This window comes from Maribacter polysaccharolyticus (assembly GCF_028882255.1).
In the GTDB taxonomy this organism is placed as follows: Bacteria; Bacteroidota; Bacteroidia; order Flavobacteriales; family Flavobacteriaceae; genus Maribacter_A; species Maribacter_A polysaccharolyticus.
In genome coordinates this window covers 705,435-730,006 of record NZ_JARBUY010000001.1, presented here as the reverse complement: position 1 = coordinate 730,006, position 24,572 = coordinate 705,435, and the positions used below count along the sequence as shown (strand labels likewise).

The window sequence follows — 24,572 nt, the reverse complement described above, 5'->3', positions numbered from 1 at the left end:
ATTTTGATCTGGGTCCTTTCTGTCGTGGCCGGTATATTTTTGGGGACATTTAAGGGTAGTTGTTAATGATGTGGTAAATCGTGTCGTTTTTTGTTATTTTGATGTATATTGACGTTAAAATTTAGTTATTCGTTAAAAAAAACAGGAAATGGAGTATGGATGCATTCATTGACTTTTTTGCCCACCTGACCAGTATTCAAAAACTGATTTGGATTGTTGGTCTCCTAATGGTTTTTTGGTTGTTGGAAGGGGTTTATCCCCTTCGGAAATTCAATTATGGGAAATGGGAACATGCCCGGCCGAATTTAATATTACTTGCTACCTCCATTGCAATAAACGTCCTGTTCGGTCTGGCTACGGTAGGGATATTCCATTGGCTCGAAATAAGTAAGTTCGGTTTGTTGAACCTCATCGATTGGCCGGTATGGATAGAACTGATTGTGGCCATAATGGTATTGGATTTTATGGCCCAATATGTGGTACATTTCATGTTGCACAAAGTGAAGTTCATGTGGCGTTTTCACATGGTGCACCATAGCGATACCCATGTAGATGTAACGTCGGGTACACGTCATCATCCTATCGACTATTTGATAAGGGAAATCTTTGCGCTGTTTGCCATCGTAATCGCAGGCTTGCCATTGGCCTATTATCTGGTGTATCGCGTAATGACCATACTGTTCACCTATTTTTCACATGCCAATATCCGATTGCCCCATGCGTTGGACAAGGCCATTAGTTTGGTGTTTATTTCTCCGAACACACATAAGTTCCACCACCATCACGAAATGCCATGGACCGATACCAATTATGGGAATATTTTCTCTCTCTGGGATAGGGTTTTTGGAACCTTCGTCTATCACGATACGAAAAATATCGTCTATGGCCTGGATATTTTGGATAAGGAGAAGGCCAATGATATAGGGTATCAAATGAAAGTTCCGTTCTTATATCAAAAGGTACATACGGATACCCAACCCGATATGGTAAGCGAGAAGGGGTAATACACAAGACCATATCAAATTAACCATAGGACCATTAGGATGAATGTCTTTGAATACTATTATTAAATAAGGATTATCTAATGATATTTATCATGGTTTTACGTAATGAATAACAATAGCTTTATGTTAAATCTTAAACTAGAATAATATGACGATCAACATTCAATATGTTCAAATGCCTACAAGTGAAGCGATGAATGATCTAATAACTTCCAAATTAAATCGGCTCGCCGGTAAATTCGAATGGGTCATTAGGGCAGAAGTCCATTTTAAAAAAGAGAATGATCCTTCAGGAAAGGGTAAAATATGTGAAATGGAACTCAGTGCCCCCGGTCCCAGGATTTTTGCACGTTCCAATGAAGATGATTTTGAAAAGGCCGCGGCGAATACGATCAAGGATCTTGAAAAACAATTGAACAAGCGAAAAGCCATTATGAACAAACGCTGAGTATTGGTTACTTGGACATAAAACCGGTAAATGATGAACAAAATACTTGTACCTGTCGACTTTTCTGAATTTTCTGAAAATGCTCTGGAAGTTGCGGCCCAGTTGGCCCATAAATTCAAAGCGGATCTGATCTTATTGCACATGCTGGGCCTTTCTGAAGCATTTTTGACAAAAGATGATGCCCAAGAATTCATGGAAGCCCAATACTACATGAAATTGGCGAAGAAAAGATTTATGGATTTTTTGGACAAGCCCTACCTTAAAGGGATAAAAAAGAATGAGATTGTTCAGAATTACAAGGATTTTTATGAAATAAACAATATCGTAAAAGAGCACGACATAGACCTTGTGGTAATGGGTTCCCATGGGACATCGGGCCTTAGCGGTCTTTTTGTTGGTTCCAATACCGAAAAGGTAATCCGTAATTGTGTGGTCCCGGTTCTTGTCATAAAAAAGAAGAGAGCCGATTTTAATTTAAAGAAAGCGGTATTTGCGAGTGATTTTAGCCTAGACCATATAGAGGTGTATAAAAAAGCCATGAAATTCTTTAATAGGTTGGATGTGGAAGTCCATAAAGTCTACATTAACCGTCCTAATCAATATTTCAAGAGTACTGAGGAGATAGAAGGCCAAATAGCCGGTTTCATGGGTAAGGCCCACCTTAATAAGGTTCCTGCAAAGGATAATATCGTTATTTTGAATGACTATAGTATCGAACAGGGGATCTATAATTATGCCGAAACCATAGGGGCCGATATCATTGCCTTGCCCACACAGGGAAGAAAAGGACTTGCGCACTTTTTTAAAGGGAGTATCGGGGAAGATATTGCCAATCACGCAGACCTTCCGGTGATCACGTTCAAAGTTTAGGTGGTGCTTTGCAATAGCATCCCCAGCTTGGCCAAAACCATCAATTCCGATTTGTTTTTCTGGGCATTGGAGGTAGCTATCGCTTGGGCGGTTTCCCAAATAAAGGCCCTTAGTTCTTGCGTAAAGAGCGGTGTGTTCTTAAGAAAGTATTTTCGAAAACGCTCAAAGCTTTCAGTGCTCCCGGTTTCCAGGTCTTGCATTTTGATAAAGGCATTATACAATTCCAAAGCGTTGTTTTTGTTCGTAGTTTTATCATATCCGGGATAGTGCAACCACTTTTGCCTTAAAAGGGTTTTGAATTTTTCAAATTCTTTTTCATGGATTTTTTTGTCCGCGATCGCAATGGCGTAAAATAGTAACCCCAGGTGATAATAAAGTTGCTCCTTACTCGTATTCATGATTTCCGAAGTAGTCGTTTTTTCCATGTTAAGTATAGCCTTAAATATTGTGGTACAGGATGATTTGCATCAGTCCTTAAAATAATATTTTTTGTGTCCTTTGTTGTTTAAACCATGTATCATGAACACTGTATTGGCGATTGATATCGGAGGAACATATACCAAGGTCGGTATCGTTGGCGAACAAGGGGAAATACTGGGGTCAAAGGTATTTGATACAAAGGCGAAAAGACCATTCACGGATTTTCAAAAAGACCTGCTGTACAATATCAATGGATTGCTGGGTCGCCTTGATAAGGCCGCTCAGCCACAGGCCATAGGGATAGGGGCACCCAATGCCAATTCATTGACCGGTAACATCGAGAATCCCCCAAATCTGAATTGGGGAAAGGAAACGCCGATTGTCGACGTTATTTCCAAGGCCTTTGGGTTACCGGTATTTATTGCAAACGACGCCAACGCTTCCGCGTTGGGGGAGTTGAAGTTCGGTTTGGGAAAAGGCATGCGGAATTTTGTGGTTTTGACCTTGGGAACGGGATTGGGAAGCGGTATTATCGTAAATGGCAGGCTTTTGTTGGGAGCACATGCCCAAGCTGGGGAGATCGGTCATGTCAACGTAGATCCCATGGGTAGGTATTGCAATTGTGGCCTGCAAGGGTGTTTGGAAACCTACGCTTCGGTTACCGGAATAAAGAGAACGGTTTTTGAATTGATCGCAGAAATGCGGGAAGCATCGCCCTTACGCAGGATCGGTTTTGAGGACTTGACCGGTGAGGATATCGCCAAAGCTGCTATTGACGGCGATCTTTTGGCACGTAGGGCATTCGATATTACTGCCGATATTTTAGGTCGTAAAATGGCCGATACGGTCGCACATTTAGATCCCGAAGCCTTTATTTTGGGAGGCGGACTCAGTAAGGCCGGGGATATTCTATTAAAACCGGTAAAGGCCAGTATGGAAAAAAACCTGTTTGTAGCCTATAAGGGTAAGATAAAAGTGTATTTATCCGACGCTCCACGAAATGCAGCCATCCTGGGACCGGCAGCATTGGCATGGGAACATATTTCCGAAACCTCTGGCCTAGAGTAAATGTTGCAGGCTTTCACTATCCACGATATACGAAGTTATGGCAAAGACCTTTTTCCTGTTTTGGCGAACCGTTTTATAATATGCGGCGATATCATCTTCAAGTTGCTGATGTTCTTTTCGAAATAACCGGGTGTCATATTTAAAGGGATCCTCAATGGTTTGTGCGATATGGGTCAGATGTTCTTCAACACGTTGCAATAGGATGTCACCGGTCTTCTTATCGTTTAAGATTCCTTTCCCTATTTCTTTTACGACATCAAGATTTTCCTCCTTGGTAATCCAAATAAAATATTTTTTCAATAATCCATGTAAGAAATCCAGGTCTTGTTTATAAAACATCAAATCGGATTTCCAATGTTTCGTCAAAACGAACAATTCGTTCCAATCGGTTTGCTGAATATAATCTCCTTTAGGTCTAATTCTATAATTTTCCATCGTGCCGCTTTTTAAATTCAACAGTCATCCTGTCTTATAAAGGTACCCCATACCTATCTTGATATTTATGATTTATGTCATTGTCCTACTGCATATCGGATCATTGGGCTACTATCCGCCCGTCTTCCATTTGGATTATCCGGTCGGTACGCTGTGCGAAGTCCATGTCATGGGTGACCACCAAAAGGGAGAGCCCTTGTTCATCCTTAAGTTGTTTGAAGATTTGAAAGACATTTTCGGCATTATGGCTGTCCAAGTTGCCCGTAGGCTCATCGCCCATAAGTATTGAAGGGTTGTTTATCAAGGCCCTGGCAATGGCCACACGTTGTTTTTCGCCCCCGGAAATTCTGGAAGCCCGTTTTTTGGCCAATTGATCTATATTCAGCATTCTTAGTTTCTCCATGGCATCGTGCTCAATTTCAGCAACTGTTTTTACGGCTAATTTTTTTGCCGGAAGCATTACATTTTCCAAAACACTGAATTCTGACAATAGGTAATGAAACTGAAATACAAATCCTATATGCTCGTTCCGGATTCGGGATAATTGTTTATTGGGTTTTCCGGTTACCAAGGCTCCATCAAGGTACAATTTACCTTCATAGTCCGTATCCATGGTGGAGAGGATGTACAACAATGTGGATTTACCGGAGCCCGATTTTCCCATTATCGAAGCGAATTCCCCTTTCTTAATGGTAAAATTCAGGTCTTTCAACACATGGAAAAGCACGGGTTTTTTGAAATATTTATCGATATGTTTCGCTTCCAGGACCAATGACATGCTTTTGGTTTAAGTTCCACGTATTATTTTTACCGGATCGATCCTTTTTGCTTTTCTGGAGGGCAGGTATCCTGCGATGAAAGTAGAAAGAAGCGCAAATGAGATGCCAATGATATAGTACATGGTGTTATATTCAATAGGGTAGGTAGAGATGGTAGGTAGGGCTTCGGTTTCAAAGGCGACATTGTCGATTAGCCTTGATAGGATGTATCCGACGAGCAATCCAAAAACACCACCGATGGCACCGATGATCATGGCTTGGCTCATAAAGATCAATTGTACATCGGTACCGGAAAAACCGGTTGCCTTTAAAATGGCGATATCCTTCATTTTCTCATAAATCAACATATTCAAAATGTTGTAGATCCCAAAACCTGCCACGATAAGCAGGGTGATGGAAACGGAATACGTAATTAAATTCCTGATATTGCTTCCGGTCTCAAATTGGGCATTGGCCTCATTGATGTCAATGGCCTTTACGTTAAATTGGCGTTCCAACCGTTTTGACATGGGGCCTGCCGCTTCTATATCATTGAGTTTTACATTAATGTCGGTAATATGGCTTTCGGCCTCCCCTAAGATCCGTTGTACGGTTTTGAGGTTGGCGAAGCTCTGGACATTATCGATATCGGCGATACCACTTTGATAAATCCCAACGATTTTTAAAGGGAAAATATCGCCTTTCACCGTACTGATCTGGATCCTATCCCCAACGTTTAATGAGGTTTTATCTGCCAAACCGGCACCCAATAATATTCCGTTATCGTTATTTTTCAATGCTTCTGGGGTGCCTTCAACAATATAATCCTGGATGTTCGACATACGCACTTCTTCCAAGATATCCACTCCGACAAGATTGCCGCCCAATTCGATAGAACCCGATAGATAGAATATTTGAGCCCTTAATTGGGGGGTAGCCCCTTTTACCTGATCGTCATCCTTTAGATACTTTAAGATGGGTAGCGCATTATGGATTTTTTTTTGACTCTGTTTTGGTTTTATGGAATGTACCACATTCCAGGCTTCCTCAAACTCTTCGTATAAGGCAATAGGCTGGTCTTCGGAAGGTTCTATTTCGTTGTACAGATGAATGTGCGGGGTTTGGTTCAATACCAGGTCATCGAGCATTTTATTCAAGCCGGTCATAAAACTTACCAAGGTAATATAGGCGCCTATGCCGAAGGTAACCCCAAGGGAAGCCGTTATGGTCGATTTCATCTTGGTGACAAGATGGGTTTTGGCAATGCCCAATATGACTTTCCAGTTGATCATTCCTCGGGTTTGTAAATGAAGGTCTCGGGGTCCAGGCCCGAGAGGATCTCGACTTTGTCCAAACTCTGCAGGCCAATGGTTACAGGTACTTCCCCATTTTCGGTTCGAACTTTATTCCCATCAATGAGATATTCTTTCGGAATGGTTAAAACACTGTCCTTTTGTGCGATGATGATGTTCCCTTCCCCGGCTAGGCCTGGGTAAAGTATTCTTGGGGGGACATCGAATACTGCCTCTACCTTAAAGGTCTGGGAACGTTCATCCTTACTGGGGTAAATTTTACTGATGGTCGTTTCGAATACGGTCGTGTTATAGGCATCAAGGACAATCAATGCCTTTTGCCCTATTTTTATCCTTACGATATCCACTTCGTCTACCAGCATTTCGACCACAAAGATATCTTTGCTACCTACCGAGGCCAAAGGCTCCAAAGTGGTCACGATTTCCCCTGGATTTTTGAATAAGGCGTAGACCCTACCATTGATTTTAGAGGTTACGGTAAAGTCCTTGGTCGCAACCTGGGAGGTTCTAAGGTTATTTTGGGCCTGCTTCACTTGGGTCTCCAATTCATTTTTGGTACGCTTATATTTGTTTTGGAGCAAGAGTAGCTTATTCTGCGAAAGCTCATAGGCCAGTTTTCTGTTATCATAATCGATCTTGGAGCCTATTTGCTGTTTCCAAAGGTTTTTTTGTCGAAAATAGTTGATCGAATCGCTTTTCAAAGCTAATTGTACGGCCCTGATCTCGTCTTGTATGCCACTTAGGACCGCCGCACTTCCTTCATAATTTTCCTTGGCCAGTTGCAAGGCAAGCTTGGCATTTTCGGTGTTCAATTTTGGCGTGGTATTGATGATCTGAAGGATCGGTTGTCCTTTCTCCACCAAATCCCCTTCTTCAAGAAGATTTTTATCAAGGATGCCCCCTACAGCCGCATAGGCCAAGTATAGGCTATCCGGTTGAACGGTTACCGAGGAGTATACCGATTCGGTCATTGCTGTTTTGGAAGGAAGTATTTTTTCTGATTCCGACCCACAGGAAGTCAGGAATAACGTTAAGATCAAGATTAAAGTTCTATAAACCATGCGATATGTCTTGTGTGTTAAAAGTATGAAACCCACTATAACCCTTGTTCAGCCATACAGGTCCGTTACCTTGGTCAGTATGTTTTTCATGCCTTTGTGGTCATTATCAACTTTTAAGGGTAGGTGCAGTGCATCCTACTCTTTTGCCGGTATGGCCCACTAGGGGATATCATTCATAAAACCGCAGTTTATTCTTTAATGATATGATTTCATTCTGCATTCGTTCAATACGGTCCAATAAGTCGTGGATGACCTCGATACCCTCGAGATTGATATCGAGATCCGAATAAAGACGGATGATTTTCTCTGCCTTTGGAAGCTCTGTGTACAAGAGATAATGGGCATCTTTCTCTTCGATGATTTCTATTAATCCGTATTCATGCAGTTCAAGGATGAATTCCGAAGAGATTCCATGGCTGGCACAAAATTCACTGACCGCTATATAATTGTACTTTTCCATCTTCAGGTCTTTTTTAGTGCGGCTAATTCCTTGAAAAGTTCTTTTTCCCTAGCCGATAGCTTTGTAGGTGTCTTTACACTGTAGGTAATGAACAGATCTCCGAATTGCCCTTCTTTCTTATACACGGGAAACCCTTTCGATTTTAATTTTACCTTGGTTCCGTTTTGGGTCTCTGGCTTTACCTTAAGTTTGGCCTTACCGTCGAAGGTATTGACCGTTATCTCACCGCCAAGAACAGCGGTATATAAATCCAGGTCAACGGTTTTATGTAAGTTGTTCCCATCACGTTTAAAAGGGGTGTTGTTTATTATCGAGAAGGTAATGAACAGATCGCCATTGGGGCCACCGTTACTTCCGGGACCGCCATGTCCTTTGATTTTTATGGTTTGTCCGTTCTCAATTCCCGCGGGAATGGTTATGCGGATGTTCTTTCCATTGATCGTTAGTGTTCGTTTATGGGTTTGGTACACATCCTTCAATGTCAATTGTAGTTCGGCATTGAAATCTTGACCCCGATACTTTACTTTTCTGCCGCTGGAAAAACCACCGGAAGTCCTCCCTCCGAACATGGATTCGAAAAAATCGGAAAAATCCTGCTCCCCGAATCCACCTGAAGATTGGTATTGGTAGTTTTGCCGCTGCTGTTGTTGGGCTTTCCGGGCTTTTTCTATCTCTTCGGCATGTTGCCAATCTTTACCGTATTCGTCGTATTTTTTTCTGTTTTCAGGATTCCCCAATACCTCATTGGCCTCATTGACCTGTTTGAATTTTCGTTCGGCCTCTGCATCATTCGGGTTGACATCCGGATGGTATTTTCTGGCAAGTTTTCGGTATGCCTTCTTCACCTCGTTGGGTGTGGCGTTTTTTGAAATCCCCAATACGCTATAATAGTCAATGTAATCCATTATACAGGGTAACTTAATTGGTTATGAATACTTTGAGGTCATTGTGGGCCCTAACAGTGTAACATGGTGTTTCTATGGTCCTGGTCTAACCGTATTACGTTGTCGGCAATCACCAAAATCTCCTTTTCAACGGATATTAGATCATGTGTAAGGGTATTCCTGTGTTTTTCTATCCAAGCTTGTTCATCGTACAATACCTTTATATTTAAACCTTCATACCCCTTGAGGATATCGACCAATAGGCGTTGGTGGTCTTTAATACGTTTTTTTAAACGGGAACAATCATAACAAAGATCCTGAAAACGCATAAGGCTTTCACGTATTTCATCCAAATTTCCAACCTGGACGATGTTGTCGAAATAGCGATCAAGAAGTTCTTGCAAAAATCGTATATCCTTCATTTTCAATGCGATATCGAATTTGGATTTTTCGCAGTCCTCAATATAGCTCTGCAAAGCCTCGACAATGTAAGATATATCTATATTGGAAGTAGTAATCACTTTTTTCATGATCGATGATTTTGACTAAAATTAGCCTTATCCATGCTTTCATAAAATGATTTTTATCATAAGGCCACTGTTACTAATGAATTAACTTACCTTTAATTTCCAACCATTTTAATATGTGCTTATGCCTTATGGGAACTTAATGCAATTCTATACAATATGATGGTTTTTGCGAAGGACAACTACATTTTTAACCTACTCTCAGAAACGGTTTACGAAGGATTATTGGTAGTGGACAAGGAACACCGCATTGTGGCGACGAACAACAAAGCGGAAGCCATGTTCGGTTACAACGAACGTGAACTTGTAGGGAAACCGGTCACTGTTTTGGTTCCCGCTCCTTATGACAGGGAACTTGAAGATCATTTGACCGATTTTTCCAATACCAGGTTATCGGAAAGAATGATGGTGGATCGCCTATTATTCGGCCATCATAGGACGAAAGGCGGGTTCCCGATAAAAATCAAACTCAACCCTTTTAATTTTGGGGAAGCGGATTATATACTCGTCCTTATTGTGGATAAGACAGGTCTTAACGAAAGGGACCATCAGATCAAAGAGTTGAATGAATATCTCGAAAAAAAGATATTGGGTCGTACCCTTGAATTAAGGGAGACCGTTGCTAAGCTCAAAAGTGAGATCAAAAGAAGGGAAGTAGCTGAAAGCAAGATGAAATCGGCCCTTCAAAAAGAGCGGGAATTAAGTGAATTGAAGACAAAATTCTTATCTTTAGTATCGCATGAATTCAAGACCCCACTTAGTGGGATATTGACTTCGGCCACATTGGTCGGTAAGTATAAAAAGACCACGGACCAAGAGAAACGGGACAAGCATTTATCGACCATAATAGGGGAGGTTAGGTACCTTAATGGTATTTTGACCGATTTCCTCTCCATTGAAAAGCTTGAAAAAGGAAAAGAAATATATGATTTCACCCTGTTTTCTTTAAGTAAAGTGGTCAACGAGGTAGTCTATAACGCGAATATGTTGTTAAAAATGGGACAGCGGATCGATTATCCCCATAATATTAATGATTTGGTCATTTACCAAGATGAAAAAATAGTGACCTTAATATTGACGAATTTGCTCTATAACGCTGTGAAGTATTCCCCAGAGGATTCTGAAATAGCTATAACCATCAATGTGTTGGATGATATGTTGCATTTGAATATTGAAGATCAAGGCATCGGTATACCCGAAAAAGACCAAAAACATATTTTTGAACGCTATTTTAGGGCCGAAAATGCGTTGTTGAACCAAGGAACGGGAATTGGACTTAATATAATAAGGGAACATATCAATAATCTTGGGGGAAAAGTTTATTTTAAGAGTATTGAGCATATAGGAACCAAATTTACGGTCGAGCTTCCAATAGGAGATCGACTTCATTCAGTGATAAACTAGATAATAATGAACAAAGTACTACTGATAGAGGATGACCCTGTACTTAGGGAAAACACCGCTGAACTTTTGGAGCTTTCGGATTATGAGGTTTATACGGCTTCAAACGGAGCGCGGGGGGTGGCCATAGCAAAAGAAAAATTGCCCGATGTGATCATCTGCGATATCATGATGCCGGAGTTGGACGGTTATGGGGTGCTTGAACAATTGGGCGAGGATCTGGAAACCAAATACATTCCTTTTATATTCTTGTCGGCGAAAACAGAACGAAAGGATATCCGAAAAGGAATGAACCTTGGTGCAGATGATTATTTAACCAAACCTTTTGAAGAATCGGATCTTATCAGTGCCATAGAAAGTAGGCTCGCAAGGGCCGCTATTTTAAAGGAAATCCAAAGCTCCAAGTCCGGTAATGGGCAAGAAACCGAAGTCGGGGTGCGAACCATACACGAATTCAAGAATTATTTGGATGATAACGGACAGGAATTCGAATTTTCCCAAGGCGAAGAGATCTTTAGGGAAGGGGGCCATGTGCATATGGTCTATCTGATCATCAAAGGGGTGGTAAAAACCTATAAATTGGATGAGAATGGTAAGGAATTGATCACCGCCATTTATAATGCGGATGAATTCTTTGGATTTACCTCATTGACAGCACAGGAGGTATATGAGGAATATGCCTTGGCTATCGAAGATACGAAACTAGTGGGGGTCTGTAAGGATGAACTGAGGACCGTGGTCAAGGAAAACCATGATCTCGCCATAGAATTGATGCATGTATTGGCAGAGAACCTCACCGAGGCCAAAAAACAATTGTTGGAAATGGCCTATGGTTCCGTACGCAAAAAGACGGCAAGTACGTTATTGAAGTTTGCCGACAAATTAGAGCGGGACAAACAAGGTAACATCCATATTCTGCGTAGTGATCTGGCCAGTGTTGCCGGTATGGCCACGGAAACCTTGATCCGCACCCTTTCCAGTTTTAGAAAGGAGGGCTTGATTGCCATGGAAGACCATAATATCAGGATACTTGATCAAGAAACGTTAAGTCGCATCTATTAGTGTATTTTAAAGTCGTGCGGCACATGATGGGAATCATTTACCGGTTTGTTACTACATGCTATTTTTAAGGCTAAAGTAAAAATCAATATAAAATGATGCACATATTGGTCCCGACCGACTTTTCGGATAATGCTTGGAATGCACTTAAATATGGCATTCAGTTGTATAAGAATGTTGCATGTACCTTTTATCTTTTGCATATAAACCCAATTCCCCCTTATTCAGGAGCCGAATCGTCTGTAAGGTATTCGTCGAAATTGGCCGAAGGTGATATGTTGGAACAGAGTAAAATCGGTTTGGAACATTTATTGGCAAAAGTTGAAAAAACAGACCCGAACACCAAACATAATTTCACGACCATCTCCTCACATAATTTTTTTGTCGAATCGATCAAACGACAGGTGGCCAAAAGAAAGATCGATTTGATCATTATGGGGACAAAAGGGGCATCGGGGTTAAAAGAAGTTGCCATGGGCAGTAATACCGGGGATGTGCTCACCAAAGTGAAATGCCCGCTTTTGGCCGTACCTGAAAATACGGTGTTCAATCCCCCGAGGGAAATTGCGTTTCCTACGGACTATTACATAAACTATGACCTAAAAGTGTTGAACACCCTTATTGATATGGTCAACCTGCACCAATCGGATTTACGGGTGTTGCATATTTCCAAAAAAGGAGCGGGGTTAACCGAAGAACAAAAGGAGAACAAAGAATTCCTGAATGATTATTTACAAGATGTAAAACACAGTTTTCATTCCCTTACCGGCATTGATCTCGAAACATCGGTGCAATGTTTTACCGAATCACGTGATATCGACATGATTGCCATGGTAGCCAAAAACCTTAACTTCTTTCAACGTATCCTATTTCGTCCAAAAGTGGAGAAAATCAGCTACCATACCGATATACCTTTCCTTGTATTGCACGAGTAATATCGATCAGGTTTGTGATCGTACCATTTGGATTATGTCTTTTTTCTGAAGAACGCCCGATTGTCTCCAAAGCTGTTGGCCATTTTTGAACAAGAGCATGGTCGGTACACCCCTTACCTGATATTTTGAGGCTACCGATGGGTTTTTGTCCACATCGATCTTTACTATTTTAATACCATCGCCCAGTTCATTTTTCACCTCTTTCAGAATGGGGGCCAGCATTTTACAAGGACCGCACCAATCAGCGAAAAAATCTACCAAGACCGGGGTTTCCGAATTTATGATATTCTTAAAACTACTTTTCATAAGGAATCATTTGTGAATGCAAATTATAAAAATACACTGATTTTCAAACTGACTAAAATCATGGTTTTAACAAGTGTTAAAAGTTAAATTTGATTATAACGAATAAATTGTCCGAGATGAGAAAGATTTTGGTCCCGACCGACTTTTCCGATAATGCTTACAATGCTTTAAAATATGCCTGTCATGTATTCAAGTATGAAAAAAGTGAGATTTTCATCATGCATGCCTATGCCGATGAGGTATACCAACAAGACAAACTTACAAAAAGAAGCCTTCTTGAGGAATTGAAGGAAAAGGCCTTAAGGAAATCAGAAGAAAAGCTGAATTCGATTAAAAAGAAAATAAGCCTTGAATACCCCAATCCCCAGCATAAATATAAACAGGTATCCGCATTTGGGAGCTTGATCGATGAAGTGAACGATATGGTCAACCTGGAGAATATGGATATTGTTGTCATGGCCACGAGGGGAGAAACAAATGACCGCAGCCTTACCTTCGGAAGTAATACCTTACAGGTGTTGAAATACATAAGTTGTCCGGTATTGGCCATTCCTGAAGGGTATACCTACCACCCTCCCAAGAATGTGCTGTTTCCTACCAATTATTTGGTACCCTATAATAGGAGGGAATTGAAATTACTCTGTGAAATGTCGGGATCGTTCAGGTCGACCATACATATGCTTTACATCGATCCCATAAAAAAACTGACCCTAAGGCAAGAAGACAATCAACAATTCCTTAGGGATTGTTTACCCAAGGCAAAATTGGTTTTTGAGACCTCAAAGGAAAAAGACAAGGCCATCGCCATAACGAAATATATCGTCCATTATAAAATTGACATGCTGGTGTTGATAAACACCAGGCATTCTTTCCTTGAAGATATGTTGGTACAGTCCACTTTGGACAAAATAGGACTCCATGTAAAGATTCCATTTTTGGTAATGCAAAATCTGTTTAGATAATTAAAAACAACAACCATGAAACGTATAATCCTTCCTACAGACTTTTCAAACAATGCCTATAATGCCATTTCTTATGCCCTAAATCTTTACAAGGATGTAGCATGTACGTTTTATCTCCTGAATACGTATACCCCGGCCATCTATCAGGCAGAATACCTGTTGCACAGTCCAGGGCAGATCGGTCTAGGGGATATTTATCAGGAAAATTCATTGAATCGATTGAATGATTTGAAAAAGCAATTGATTGCGGAGTTCAACAATAAGAACCATACGTTCATGGTGCACTCGGCTTTCAATATACTCGTGGATGAGATCGTGGAAACCGCTAAAAAAGAAAAAGCCGATTTAGTGGTCATGGGTACCCAAGGTGCCACGGGTGCCAAAGAGATATTCATAGGAACAAATACCGTACATGTCATTAAAAGGGGATGCTGCCAGATTTTGGCCATTCCGCCAAATACCGAATTCGAAGCACCAAAAGGGATATTGTTCCCCACCGATTTTGAGATCGATTATCAATCGGAGCAATTAAAAGAAGTAATCGGATGGGCAGAAAAGTACAAATCCAAAATCAATGTAATGCACGTATCCTCTGGTTACGATTTGACGGGTCCACAATTGGAAAACAAGGCCAAACTGGACAATATTCTAGGTAAGACGGCACATCTATTCCACGAGGAGCCCAATCAGGAAATCATTACCGCCATTAATTCATTTCAGCAAAAAAACCGTACCAATATCTTGGCAATGATACAAAATAAACACACTTTTTTAGAGCGGTTGTTCATTGAGCCAGTGATCAAGAAATTGGGTTTTCATGAAACCATACCCTTTTTGGTCATTCCACCACACGAAAATAATTGAGGATGAAAAATATATTGATACCTACTGATTTTTCGAATGATGCGTATAATGCCCTTTTTTATGCCTCCAATCTTTTTAAAACGAAAACCTGTAATTTTTATCTTTTGAATGCCTATAGTGAGCGCACCCCCATACTGAGTAGGAATTTGGAAAGAGGTGAAGGAAATGGAAATCGCAAAGGCTTGTTAGAACAACTGAAAGACGAATCTTGTGAAGAATTGAAGCGTACCTTCCACAAAATCAATCTAGACAATAAATGCCGTAACCATACCTATGAATTGATTTCCAAGAGAGAAAATCTTATCGAAGCGATTTCGAAGACGGTCGATGATCGCCATATAGATTTGATCGTGATGGGCAATAAAGGGGAAACAAATGGTTTTGGGTTGTTTTTGGGAAGTTCGACCACCAAAGCGATAGCATCGATCAAGAAGTGCCCCATTCTTTCCGTTCCAATGGATGCCGAATTTAAGATGCCTTATGAAATCGCTTTTATCACGGGGTTTAAAAGGACTTTTGATGCCGAAGTGCTTCATCCCTTAAAAGAAATGGCTGCCCATTGTGGTTCGGCCATACGCATAGCACATATCAATGAAGAGGAAATTTTATCGAAGCAACAGGAAAGTAATCTGGAAACATTGAAGACATATTTAAATCCCATAGGACATTCTTTACATTGGATGCCCGATTTTGCCAGTAAAACGAGAGCCATTGAGGTTTTTTTGGAAGAACTCAATATCGGTATGGTAGCCATGGTCAATTACGATCATAATTTTTTCGAGAATTTGGTAAAAGAACCGATCATACAAAAATTGGCATGTAAAATAGCTATTCCATTTTTGGTTATACCGGGGAAGACCTGATTTGCATCATTGTTTCGGGGCTGATTTTTAATCATATTGAGCATACTAATCAAAATACGTGTTATGGATAATATTGGTATTTGGCTCGACAAGGAAAAGGCCCACATTGTTACGTTGGACAATGATTCGGAAAAATTTGAAACACTGCATTCAGAAATTGAAACGTATAGGCCCGTAGGGGGTTCAGGTACAAAAACCGCCAAATGGGGCCCTCAAGATGTGGTACAGGACAGTAAGTTCCTGGAACGCGAAAATCACCAATACAAGGCATATTTCAAGAATTTAGTGAAAGTCCTGGGGTCAGCGGATAGTATTGCATTGTTCGGTCCGGCCGAAACGGCTTCAAGATTCAAGAAAGAGTTGGATGAGAACTATCCGAAAATGGCAGCCAAGGTGAAAACGGTAACCAAAGTGGATAGTATGACCGACAACCAAGTAAAAAAATTGGTGCGTGATTTTTTCACTAAATAGGTTTAAACCCCCTGAATATGCAAGTATTTGAAGATTTCCTAAAGGATCCCTTCGTCCTGAAAGGAATACGGTTGTTGATATGGATCGTCTTCATAGTTCTTTGCATTGGTTTTCTTCGAAAATTGGCCAAAAAACGAATAGAGAACATTAATCTAAGGTATAAGGCCCAAAAAGGTATCGAGGTTATTGGATACTTGCTTATCATTTCACTTTTCATCATATCATTTACCATGGAGAGTGTTAAGGATTATACCGTTATTATTGGGCTTTTTACCGCAGGATTGACCTTTACCCTTCAAGAATTAATACTCAGTGTCGCGGGTTCATTTTATATTTTTTTCGTTCGGGTGTATAAACCGGGGGATCGTATTGAGATCAACAATATCAAAGGGGATGTTATCGATATCGATAGTATTTATACCACTATCATGGAAATGGGGGAGTGGGTCAGCAGTGATAATTACTCGGGCAGGATCGTTAAGATCAGTAATGCATTCGTATTCAAGGGACCCATAAAGAACTACTCCATGGATTTCCCGTTTGTTTGGGATGAACTCAACATTCTTGTGACTTTTGATTCGAACCTTGAAATGGCCAAAAAAATAATACTCGAAAAAGCTTCCGAATTGTTATCGGACTATACCGATAAATCGAAATCGAGATGGGCCAAGATGGTAGAACGGTATTATTTGGAAGACGCGAAATTAGATCCTACACTGGCCATCGGATTAACCGATAATTGGATCACTGTCAACCTAAGGTACATCACCGATTACAAATTAAGAAGGATCACAAAGAATAGATTGTTTGATAACATAGCGCAAGGTATTTCCCTTACAGACGGAAAAGTCAAGTTGGCTTCGACTACCTTACAATTATTGAAAATTCCCGAAATGGATGTACGTGTGCATTCAGGGCATTGATATCCTGTGTATTTAAAAGTGCCTTAGCGATGGCAACTTTTGTATTGAACTTAAACTGAAAATATTGTCAAATGAAAGAACAAGAAGCCATAGAGGTCATTAAATCATCGGGCGATAAGATGAAATTCTCACTTTCCAAACTTCGAAGGTCGTTGCAACGCAGTGGAGCCGAAGATGCTTTGGTGGAACAAATCGTGGATCAAGTCCGGGATGAACTATATCAGGGCATTTCAACCCGGGAAATATACAATAGGGCTTTCGCCTTGTTAAAGAAGAATAAATCGGTCTTGGCTTCTAAATACAAGTTGAAAAAAGCCATTTACGAATTGGGACCTACAGGTTTTCCCTTTGAAAAATTCGTTGCCGCGATATTGCGCTATTCCGGATATACTACAGAGGTGGGTAAAGTGCTACAAGGTCATTGCGTTAGCCATGAAGTTGATGTTTTGGCCAGGAAAAATGGACTTATAGCGGTAATCGAATGTAAGTTCCATAGTGATGAAGGACGCAATTGTAACGTAAAAATCCCCCTGTATATCAATTCCAGATACAACGATATCAAACAACATTGGGAGCGCAAGAGCCATGATAATGGCGAACTGGATAAAGGGTGGGTAGTCACGAATACCCGTTTCACCGAAGATGCCCTTGCCTACGGAAAATGTGTTGACCTTTTTCTACTAAGCTGGGATGTTCCCCATGGGGATGGATTAAGGGATCGGATCGATAGATTGGGATTGTACCCCATAACCGTTTCAACCTTGTTAAGCCAGCGTGAGAAGCAATTTTTGTTGAGTCGCGATATTGTATTGTGCCGGGAATTGTTGAATGACAGTTTTTTTCTAGATCATTTAGAGGTCAAGGAACCTAGGAAGAAAAGGATCATGAAAGAATTACATCAATTGTGTGGCTGTTAGAAAAATCATCATATGGATACTGTAAAGATTCAATTTTTAGGGGCTTCGGGTACCGTAACAGGGTCTAAATACCATTTGGAAACACCGGAATTGAACCTTATGGTCGATTGTGGCATGTTCCAAGGTTTAAAAGAGCTGCGTCAAATGAATTGGGAGCCGCTCCCGATCCATGTAGAAAAACTCGATTTCGTTTTGCTTACCCATGGGCACTTGGATCATACGGGTTATTTACCCAGATTGCTGAAAGAAGGCTTTAAGGGACAGATTTTAGGTACGTCGCCCACCTTGGCCATAACAGCGATCATATTGAAGGATAGTGCGAAAATCCATGAAGAGGAGGCAGAAAAAGCGAACAAAGAAGGGTATTCCAAACATGATCCCGCCTTGCCGTTCTATACCCTGCGGGAAGCGGAAAGGACCATTGCACTTTTTTCGGCTATAGAAAACAACGAATGGACGAGCCTGTCATCGAATATACGGTTCAGAACCCAATACAACGGTCATATTATTGGGGCGACGTTCATTGAACTGGAGATTTTCGGGAAGCGGTTCGTGTTTTCGGGGGACATAGGTCGAAGGGCAGATCTGTTATTGGAGCCGCCGGAACGCCCCGAATGGGCAGATTACCTTTTTATAGAGAGTACCTACGGCAATAAAAACCATCCTGAAGAGGATGTCGAGGCTATCTTGACACAATTGGTAATCAAGACGATCCATCAACAAGGTACGCTTATAATCCCATCATTTGCCGTAGAACGTTTACAATCGCTGATGTACCAATTGTGGATGCTCTATAAAAAGAACAAAATTCCCAACATTCCTATTTTTATCGATAGTCCTATGGGAAATAACGTATTATCGGTTTTTGAACGGTTTCCGAAATGGCACAAACTGTCATTACAGGAATATCGTGCCATGTGCGAGCACGTGAATATCATCAGTTCGTATAAAGAAACATGGGAAACCATAGATGACCCTCGACCTAAAATCGTTATTGCGGGTAGTGGTATGGTAACCGGTGGGAGGGTGCTCACTTATTTAAAACAATTGGTGGATCTTAAAAATACGATTGTTCTTTTGGTAGGCTATCAAGCAGAAGGAACACGGGGAAAGCAGCTTTTGGAAGGAGCCCATGAACTTAAGCTTTTTGGTAAATATTACCCGGTAAAGGCCGAAATAAGACATTTGGAGAGCCTTTCGGCCCATGCCGACCAATCGGAACTGTTGCATTGGACCGAAGCGTTGAAAAACATACCGGAACAGGTTTTTTTGGTGCATGGCGAACCTACTGCACTTGATACTTTTAGAAGTAAATTGGTGTATACGTACCATTGGCATGTGCATATCCCCAAACTTTATGAGACCATTGAACTAATGGTATAGATGCCGGCTGATCTTCGTCATTGTAAATTTTGTTGGCCATGGATAATTTTAATGGTTAAAAATAAAAGCTATGGACTATCAGGGAAAATTGACAAAAAAGGCGGTGTCGGTAAAAGTAGATGAGATGCACCGGGAAGTACTTCATTGGAAATCTTGCCTACAATTTATCCAGGATGAACTCACTTTTATCAAACAACTTCTCAACTCCTATGTTTTTGAGCCCAATACCCCGAATTTATTTGAGCGTTTACAGGATTATAAGGCCCAAATAAAAAAATCCAATACCAATTTGGACGTTATTACCGAAAAGATCGGAAACCATGAGCACAGCATAAGCGGATTGCTCGAATGTACCGATACGGTTTGTGATACCTTTTATCATCAAAAACATGAAAAACTCAAAGCGGAAACGGTGGCCTATCTGGAAATGTTCAAAGATCTGAAATACGAGATATTTGAATATGCCGGGGGGATTTTAAAGAAACGCAAACCCGATTTTTGATGCAGTTGAAAGGTATTAATCGATAGTGATCAGTATTTTTTCCAGCTCATCTTTATGGGTTCTGCTCATAGGGAGCTTAACGCCGGCAACCTCTACCTTGGAGCTGGTCCAATTGTCGACCTTGTTCACATTGACAATGAAGGATTTGTGTATCCGGATCAGTTTGTTTCCTGTCATCTGTGCCAAAAAGGCCTTCATGGTAGAGAGGACGACAAAATGGCCTTCGGATGTAACGATCTTAATATAGTCTCCCATGGCTTCGACCCATAAAATGGAATTAATATAGATTTTTTTCCTTTGTAGGTCAACAGTCACAAGTATAAACTCGCTCTCATCCTTTTCCTTGTTTAATTGGTTCTGTGTTTTTACGGCCCGATCGATTGCCGTTGTAAAACGGGCTTTCGCTACCGGTTTTTGCAGATAATCGGTTATGTTATTGTATTCAAAAGCCTTTAGTGCATAATCGCTGCTATCCGAAATAAGGATAATCTGGGGTGGGGTCTCCAAAGCATCGAGTAAATCAAAACCATTGACCACGGGCATAACGATGTCGAGTAAAATTAAGTCTACCTTGCTTTTGCGAATGGCATTCAAAGCAAGGATGCCATTGGGGTAGTCCCCCAAAACATTTAAATTGGGATTCGCTTTGGCTAATTGGGTAATAAGGGCCCTCTGAGTTTCAGAGTCCTCAACGACTACGGTGTTCAATGTTTTTTTGGTCATTTTGGGGACGAACAATTATGTTGACTTAAATTCTACATGGCATTTGGGTATCGTGTCCTGCAATGTTGTATATGCATCCAAGGATACCTAACTTCCAAAAATGAAACTACCTTCAAAAATAGGAATACTAAATTAAAACTGTCTAAAAAATAGGACAATACCTAGGATAAAACCTACATTACTTTATCCAAATCAGTGTAATGGCCAGTAGGGTGACTGATCTAAATCATTTTTCTTCGACAATAAAAAAGATATCTTGTTATTGGTTTGGGAACCGCTGAAATACTGCGGCAATATAGTAATGGAAGTGTATTAAAAATGTAGGCCATGAAAGATAAAGATAAGATTTACAGGTATTTGGAGTGGAAAAGTCCGGATGAAATGCATCAAACTTCATTGGAGTGGATTTCGGCATTGAAATTTGTTATCGATGAGCAATTGTTCCTTAATGAATTAGTGAGATCCTATACCCTGCAAATTACCGGTTTAGGGATGTATGATGAAAGTAAGGAGCTGGTCACGGCCATATCCAATTCGGAACTGGAGGCTGAAAAACTATTGAAAAAAGCCCAAGTGCACGAAAATCAATTGTCGATCATGATCGATGATGTCGATCAACCCAAAATGGAAAAGGCGTATACCGAATCCCATAAGGACATGATTTTTACTATTGATAACTATTTGGTGGAATATAGGAAACTTAAGGGGAGTTTGTTCCAGATGATCTCAAAGGTCATGAAAAAGGAAAAGCAGAAAAGGTTATTGAACTAACGTCACCTATAAAGTAAATACCATGAAAAAAATCGGTTGGTATGTCGTGTTGGTTTTATTGGTATTGGGGTGTTCCTCGGCCGAATTGGTCGAAAATTGGAAGAATCCGGATATCGTGATTTTCGATGCAAGTAAGGTGTTGATTGTGGGTTTGACCCATAATGAAGATGCCCGGGTACTCTATGAAACAAGGTTACGCGATCAGTTTGAGGCGCGAGGCGTTGAAGCCATGCGCAGCATAGACGTGTTCGATGTGGAGTTCACATCGGCTGAACGATCGGAAGAAGAGCTGTCTGATGTAGAGCAGCAATTGTTGGACAAGGACTTCGATGCGATACTTTTTTCAAAGATCATCGGGGTCGAGAATATCGAGAACCATAGAAGGCTTTTGACCAACATAGATCGTTATACCGGTGGCTTTGAAGAGGATTATATCAATAACCAAAGAATTTATTATGAACCGGATGAATATGGTACTTTTCCGGTATATCATGCAGAAACGTCCTTATACTGTATCTGTCCCGGGAAGGATATGGAATTGATCTGGAGGGGATCAATAGATATCTCAGATCCCGTTGATATTGAAGAAACCATAGATGATTACATCAAGTTGGTCATAATGGCAATGGAAGATCAAGATCTGATTTTCAGAAAAAAAACAAAAAATGAAGTTACTGGTCTATAGCGCACAGGATTTTGAGGTTCCTTTTCTTAAAAAGGCAAATAGGGAGCGGCATAAGACCACTTTCATTAAGGAGGCCTTGGATACGAATACCGCCATAAAAGCCATGGGCTTTGATGCCATCAGTATCTTTTCGGCAGATGATGCCAGTTTGATCGTACTCGAAAAATTAAGGGATCTTGGGGTTAAGTACATTACTTTGCGATCGGCCGGCTATAACAATATACAGGTGAAATCTGCCAAAAGGCTCGGGTTTAAGGTGGCCAATGCACCGGATTATTCGCCCAATGCCATTGCCGAGCATGCCGTTGCCTTACTATTGGCGGCAAACAGAAAAATTCATGTGGCGGATCGTCAGGTACGCCAATATAACTTTAGACAGGAAGCGTTGTTGGGTTTTGATTTGGTAGGCAAAACCATGGGGATCATCGGTACGGGGCGTATAGGTTCCATAATGTCGAGGATCATGCATGGATTTGGCTGCAAGATTATCGCAAACGATATACACATGGATGACAATTTGATTGCCGAATATGGGGTCGAATACGTTGACCTTCCCCAACTGTATAAGCAAGCCGATATCATTAGTCTACACGTACCGTTGACCGCAGCGACCCATCACATGGTCGATGGGAAAGCTTTTGGAAAGATGAAACCGAATGTCTTTCTCTTGAATACCGCGAGGGGAGCTGTTGTCGATACCAAAGCCCTTATCAATGCCTTAAGGGATAAAAAGTTGGGCTTTTATGCCGCTGACGTTTATGAAAAGGAAAAAGGATTGTTTTTTAAAGACAATTCACCGAATGGTATAAAGGATGAGACCTTAATTGCCTTGTTGTCTTTTCCCAATGTCTTGCTAACCCCCCACCAGGCTTATGTGACAAAAGAGGCCCTTACCAATATCGCGGAAATAACCTTCTATAATTTGGATTGTTGGGAGCAAGGTGAACCCTGTGCAAATGAATTGGGTTTTGAAACCCTCGTCCTATAATATAGGGCTGAATATTTTAGCAAAACCTTCTTTTAACTTCTCAAGATAGGATCTGTTTTTGAAGGTTTCATAATCCAACGGAATGCTTTGGTCTATCTCGTTCAAAAAATCCTGTTTTAGTATAAGAGCCGTTTCTTGGTTAAAAACCAAGGCATTTACCTCATAATTCTGTTCAAAGCTTCGTATGTCCATATTGGCCGTTCCAATGGAAACTAGGTGATCGTCAATGACGATGATCTTACTATGTAAAAAACCTTTCGGGAACAGGTATATCTTTACCCCGGCCTTAAGGAGGGACTCAAAATAGGACCTAACACTCCAATTGACCAGTGCGCTGTCTGCCTTGTCCGATAACATAAGGCGTACATCCACACCACTAAGTGCTGCCACTTCGAGTGAATGTAGGATAGTCGTTCCGGGAATAATATAGGGGTTGGTGATATAGATATATTTTTGGGCATTATTGATCAGTGCAAAATACGTTTGTCCGATAGGGGAGAAGTAATGATCGGGTCCGCCATAAACGATTTGTACGATCTGGTTGCCGATTTTTTCTTTTAAGGAGGGCAATTCACGTTTAAATTCTGAATTATCCCCGGAAACCAGGAACCAATCTATTTCAAACACCACTTTCAGTTCTAGGACCGAAGCTCCCTTCAACTGAATATGCATATCGTGCCATTTGCCCAGGACCAAATCACCTTTCAAGTATTTATCGGAAATATTTATGCCTCCCGTAAAAGCTATCTTACCATCTACAATAATGATTTTTCTATGGTTCCTATAGTTGACGGAAGATAAAAACCGGCCTAATTTAAACGGCAGGAACGGATTTACCTCCACACCAATCGATTTGAGTTTGGCAATATACTTTTTACTCAGGGTATAACTGCCGACCCCATCATAAATGATCTTTATCTTAACCCCTTTTTTTACCTTTTCTTCGAAAAGTGAAATCAAACGATTGGCAAGCTCGCCTTCCTCAAAAATGTAATAGAGCAGATAAATGTACTCCTCAGCGGACTCCAAGGCATCAAAAATAGCGTCAAATGTTGCCTTGCCATCTTTCAATAACTTGACCTCATTGTTTTTCGTGGGCTTGAATCCATTGTTTTTTTCAACCATTCGGGTGATTTTGGAAAATTCCTTGAAATCCATTTCGGTAGGTTCCACCGTATCCTGTTTTTGTTGGACCTTCTCTAGGTAATCATGAATGGCAATGTCCTCATGGATTTCTTTCCAAGAATATTTTTTCCGGTTTCTTCCGATCATCCAGTAAAGAAGGATACCAGCAACCGGAATGGTGAAAATCGCTAATAACCATGCCAATGTTTTTGCAGGTTTTATACCATTGACCAATAAACTCAGCACCATTCCGATGGCTATGAACACATAAATTATTAGGGCAATTTTCCAGTACATAGCGGATTTTTGAAATAGATGTTAAAATTACAAAACACCGTGGATTTTTTTATGATACGGATCATAAAGGAATTGTCGGTCGTTCCTTAGCGGTCGTTGTTAGATGCAAAAGGGGTTCAACAATTTTTAATAACTTTATCTGTAAGGTT

General features: G+C 40.8%; 29 protein-coding genes. 18 read left to right on the top strand and 11 right to left on the bottom strand.

Going from position 1 to position 24,572, the window contains the following annotated elements:
- Positions 1 to 155: 155 nt before the first annotated feature.
- The 3 genes from PHU20_RS03305 to PHU20_RS03295 all read left to right on the top strand — a co-directional run bounded on the left by PHU20_RS03305 (position 156) and on the right by PHU20_RS03295 (position 2,322).
- Positions 156 to 1,004 carry a sterol desaturase family protein gene (locus tag PHU20_RS03305; protein ID WP_274823915.1) on the top strand — a complete coding sequence of 283 codons (849 nt, stop codon included), beginning with the start codon at positions 156 to 158 and terminating at the stop codon, positions 1,002 to 1,004.
- Between the two features lie 148 nt (positions 1,005 to 1,152).
- Positions 1,153 to 1,452, top strand: a complete 300-nt coding sequence (gene hpf / locus PHU20_RS03300) for a ribosome hibernation-promoting factor, HPF/YfiA family (protein WP_274823914.1) — start codon at positions 1,153 to 1,155, stop codon at positions 1,450 to 1,452.
- Between the two features lie 30 nt (positions 1,453 to 1,482).
- The gene (locus PHU20_RS03295) at positions 1,483 to 2,322 is read left to right on the top strand and encodes a universal stress protein (RefSeq protein ID WP_338040870.1); all 840 of its coding nucleotides are present in this window, start codon (positions 1,483 to 1,485) and stop codon (positions 2,320 to 2,322) included.
- Here the strand turns inward: PHU20_RS03295 and PHU20_RS03290 are convergent.
- On the bottom strand, positions 2,319 to 2,747 hold the full coding sequence (locus PHU20_RS03290; RefSeq protein ID WP_274823913.1) for a hypothetical protein: 429 nt from the start codon (positions 2,745 to 2,747) through the stop codon (positions 2,319 to 2,321). The two genes, PHU20_RS03295 and PHU20_RS03290, sit on opposite strands and share 4 nt — an antisense overlap.
- A 94-nt stretch (positions 2,748 to 2,841) precedes the next feature.
- Here PHU20_RS03290 and PHU20_RS03285 point away from each other — a divergent pair, with 94 nt between their 5' ends.
- Positions 2,842 to 3,810, top strand: a complete 969-nt coding sequence (locus PHU20_RS03285) for an ROK family protein (protein WP_274823912.1) — start codon at positions 2,842 to 2,844, stop codon at positions 3,808 to 3,810.
- On the opposite strand, the gene PHU20_RS03280 is transcribed toward PHU20_RS03285, so the two are convergent.
- The 7 genes from PHU20_RS03280 to PHU20_RS03250 all read right to left on the bottom strand — a co-directional run bounded on the left by PHU20_RS03280 (position 3,802) and on the right by PHU20_RS03250 (position 9,251).
- Positions 3,802 to 4,245 (bottom strand): hypothetical protein, encoded by a 444-nt coding sequence (locus tag PHU20_RS03280; protein WP_274823911.1) that lies wholly within the window; start codon positions 4,243 to 4,245, stop codon positions 3,802 to 3,804. The two genes, PHU20_RS03285 and PHU20_RS03280, sit on opposite strands and share 9 nt — an antisense overlap.
- Positions 4,246 to 4,345: 100 nt before the next feature.
- Complete coding sequence (locus PHU20_RS03275; protein ID WP_274823910.1) at positions 4,346 to 5,023, bottom strand: ABC transporter ATP-binding protein; 678 nt, start codon at positions 5,021 to 5,023, stop codon at positions 4,346 to 4,348.
- A gap of 9 nt (positions 5,024 to 5,032) precedes the next feature.
- Positions 5,033 to 6,295, bottom strand: coding sequence for an ABC transporter permease (locus PHU20_RS03270; RefSeq protein ID WP_274823909.1), 1,263 nt, complete (start codon positions 6,293 to 6,295; stop codon positions 5,033 to 5,035).
- Positions 6,292 to 7,377: an efflux RND transporter periplasmic adaptor subunit gene (locus PHU20_RS03265; protein WP_274823908.1), complete on the bottom strand. Its 1,086-nt coding sequence runs from the start codon at positions 7,375 to 7,377 to the stop codon at positions 6,292 to 6,294. The genes PHU20_RS03270 and PHU20_RS03265 overlap by 4 nt, the downstream gene beginning before the upstream one ends.
- Positions 7,378 to 7,546: 169 nt before the next feature.
- Positions 7,547 to 7,837 (bottom strand): chaperone modulator CbpM, encoded by a 291-nt coding sequence (locus tag PHU20_RS03260; protein ID WP_274823907.1) that lies wholly within the window; start codon positions 7,835 to 7,837, stop codon positions 7,547 to 7,549.
- A 2-nt stretch (positions 7,838 to 7,839) separates the two neighbouring features.
- Positions 7,840 to 8,742 carry a J domain-containing protein gene (locus tag PHU20_RS03255; protein WP_274823906.1) on the bottom strand — a complete coding sequence of 301 codons (903 nt, stop codon included), beginning with the start codon at positions 8,740 to 8,742 and terminating at the stop codon, positions 7,840 to 7,842.
- Between the two features lie 50 nt (positions 8,743 to 8,792).
- Positions 8,793 to 9,251: a hypothetical protein gene (locus PHU20_RS03250; protein ID WP_274823905.1), complete on the bottom strand. Its 459-nt coding sequence runs from the start codon at positions 9,249 to 9,251 to the stop codon at positions 8,793 to 8,795.
- A 156-nt stretch (positions 9,252 to 9,407) separates the two neighbouring features.
- On the opposite strand from PHU20_RS03250, the gene PHU20_RS03245 reads away from it, so the two are divergent.
- The 3 genes from PHU20_RS03245 (at position 9,408) to PHU20_RS03235 (ending at position 12,643) form a co-directional block, all read left to right on the top strand.
- On the top strand, positions 9,408 to 10,652 hold the full coding sequence (locus PHU20_RS03245; protein ID WP_274823904.1) for a sensor histidine kinase: 1,245 nt from the start codon (positions 9,408 to 9,410) through the stop codon (positions 10,650 to 10,652).
- Between the two features lie 6 nt (positions 10,653 to 10,658).
- The gene (locus tag PHU20_RS03240; RefSeq protein ID WP_274823903.1) at positions 10,659 to 11,711 is read left to right on the top strand and encodes a response regulator; all 1,053 of its coding nucleotides are present in this window, start codon (positions 10,659 to 10,661) and stop codon (positions 11,709 to 11,711) included.
- A gap of 92 nt (positions 11,712 to 11,803) precedes the next feature.
- A complete protein-coding gene (locus PHU20_RS03235) occupies positions 11,804 to 12,643 on the top strand; it encodes a universal stress protein (protein ID WP_274823902.1) in 840 nt (279 codons plus the stop codon).
- Between the two features lie 6 nt (positions 12,644 to 12,649).
- On the opposite strand, the gene trxA is transcribed toward PHU20_RS03235, so the two are convergent.
- Positions 12,650 to 12,949, bottom strand: a complete 300-nt coding sequence (gene trxA / locus PHU20_RS03230) for a thioredoxin (RefSeq protein ID WP_274823901.1) — start codon at positions 12,947 to 12,949, stop codon at positions 12,650 to 12,652.
- Positions 12,950 to 13,065: 116 nt separating this feature from the next.
- Between trxA and PHU20_RS03225 the strand changes: the two genes are divergently transcribed.
- The 8 genes from PHU20_RS03225 (at position 13,066) to PHU20_RS03190 (ending at position 19,834) form a co-directional block, all read left to right on the top strand.
- The gene (locus PHU20_RS03225) at positions 13,066 to 13,911 is read left to right on the top strand and encodes a universal stress protein (protein ID WP_274823900.1); all 846 of its coding nucleotides are present in this window, start codon (positions 13,066 to 13,068) and stop codon (positions 13,909 to 13,911) included.
- Between the two features lie 15 nt (positions 13,912 to 13,926).
- Entirely contained in the window at positions 13,927 to 14,775 is an 849-nt protein-coding gene (locus PHU20_RS03220) for a universal stress protein (protein ID WP_274823899.1), read from the top strand.
- A gap of 2 nt (positions 14,776 to 14,777) precedes the next feature.
- Complete coding sequence (locus tag PHU20_RS03215) at positions 14,778 to 15,638, top strand: universal stress protein (RefSeq protein ID WP_274823898.1); 861 nt, start codon at positions 14,778 to 14,780, stop codon at positions 15,636 to 15,638.
- 63 nt (positions 15,639 to 15,701) lie between these two features.
- Positions 15,702 to 16,109, top strand: coding sequence for a hypothetical protein (locus PHU20_RS03210; RefSeq protein WP_274823897.1), 408 nt, complete (start codon positions 15,702 to 15,704; stop codon positions 16,107 to 16,109).
- Between the two features lie 17 nt (positions 16,110 to 16,126).
- The gene (locus PHU20_RS03205) at positions 16,127 to 17,032 is read left to right on the top strand and encodes a mechanosensitive ion channel domain-containing protein (protein ID WP_274823896.1); all 906 of its coding nucleotides are present in this window, start codon (positions 16,127 to 16,129) and stop codon (positions 17,030 to 17,032) included.
- Positions 17,033 to 17,103: 71 nt separating this feature from the next.
- Complete coding sequence (locus PHU20_RS03200) at positions 17,104 to 17,949, top strand: ATP cone domain-containing protein (protein ID WP_274823895.1); 846 nt, start codon at positions 17,104 to 17,106, stop codon at positions 17,947 to 17,949.
- A 12-nt stretch (positions 17,950 to 17,961) separates the two neighbouring features.
- A complete protein-coding gene (locus PHU20_RS03195; protein ID WP_274823894.1) occupies positions 17,962 to 19,332 on the top strand; it encodes an MBL fold metallo-hydrolase RNA specificity domain-containing protein in 1,371 nt (456 codons plus the stop codon).
- A gap of 70 nt (positions 19,333 to 19,402) precedes the next feature.
- On the top strand, positions 19,403 to 19,834 hold the full coding sequence (locus PHU20_RS03190; RefSeq protein WP_274823893.1) for a hypothetical protein: 432 nt from the start codon (positions 19,403 to 19,405) through the stop codon (positions 19,832 to 19,834).
- Between the two features lie 15 nt (positions 19,835 to 19,849).
- Here the strand turns inward: PHU20_RS03190 and PHU20_RS03185 are convergent, their stop codons facing one another.
- The gene (locus PHU20_RS03185; protein ID WP_274823892.1) at positions 19,850 to 20,557 is read right to left on the bottom strand and encodes a LytR/AlgR family response regulator transcription factor; all 708 of its coding nucleotides are present in this window, start codon (positions 20,555 to 20,557) and stop codon (positions 19,850 to 19,852) included.
- Positions 20,558 to 20,884: 327 nt separating this feature from the next.
- Here PHU20_RS03185 and PHU20_RS03180 point away from each other — a divergent pair, with 327 nt between their 5' ends.
- Genes PHU20_RS03180 through PHU20_RS03170 form a run of 3 tightly spaced genes read left to right on the top strand, consistent with a single transcriptional unit; the run spans position 20,885 to position 23,001 of the window.
- Positions 20,885 to 21,328 (top strand): hypothetical protein, encoded by a 444-nt coding sequence (locus PHU20_RS03180; protein WP_274823891.1) that lies wholly within the window; start codon positions 20,885 to 20,887, stop codon positions 21,326 to 21,328.
- Between the two features lie 22 nt (positions 21,329 to 21,350).
- Positions 21,351 to 22,013, top strand: coding sequence for a hypothetical protein (locus PHU20_RS03175; RefSeq protein ID WP_274823890.1), 663 nt, complete (start codon positions 21,351 to 21,353; stop codon positions 22,011 to 22,013).
- On the top strand, positions 21,994 to 23,001 hold the full coding sequence (locus PHU20_RS03170; RefSeq protein ID WP_274823889.1) for a 2-hydroxyacid dehydrogenase: 1,008 nt from the start codon (positions 21,994 to 21,996) through the stop codon (positions 22,999 to 23,001). Before PHU20_RS03175 ends, PHU20_RS03170 begins: the two co-directional genes overlap by 20 nt.
- Here PHU20_RS03170 and cls read toward each other — a convergent pair.
- Entirely contained in the window at positions 22,996 to 24,423 is a 1,428-nt protein-coding gene (gene cls, locus PHU20_RS03165) for a cardiolipin synthase (protein WP_274823888.1), read from the bottom strand. The genes PHU20_RS03170 and cls overlap by 6 nt on opposite strands.
- Positions 24,424 to 24,572 lie beyond the last annotated feature (149 nt).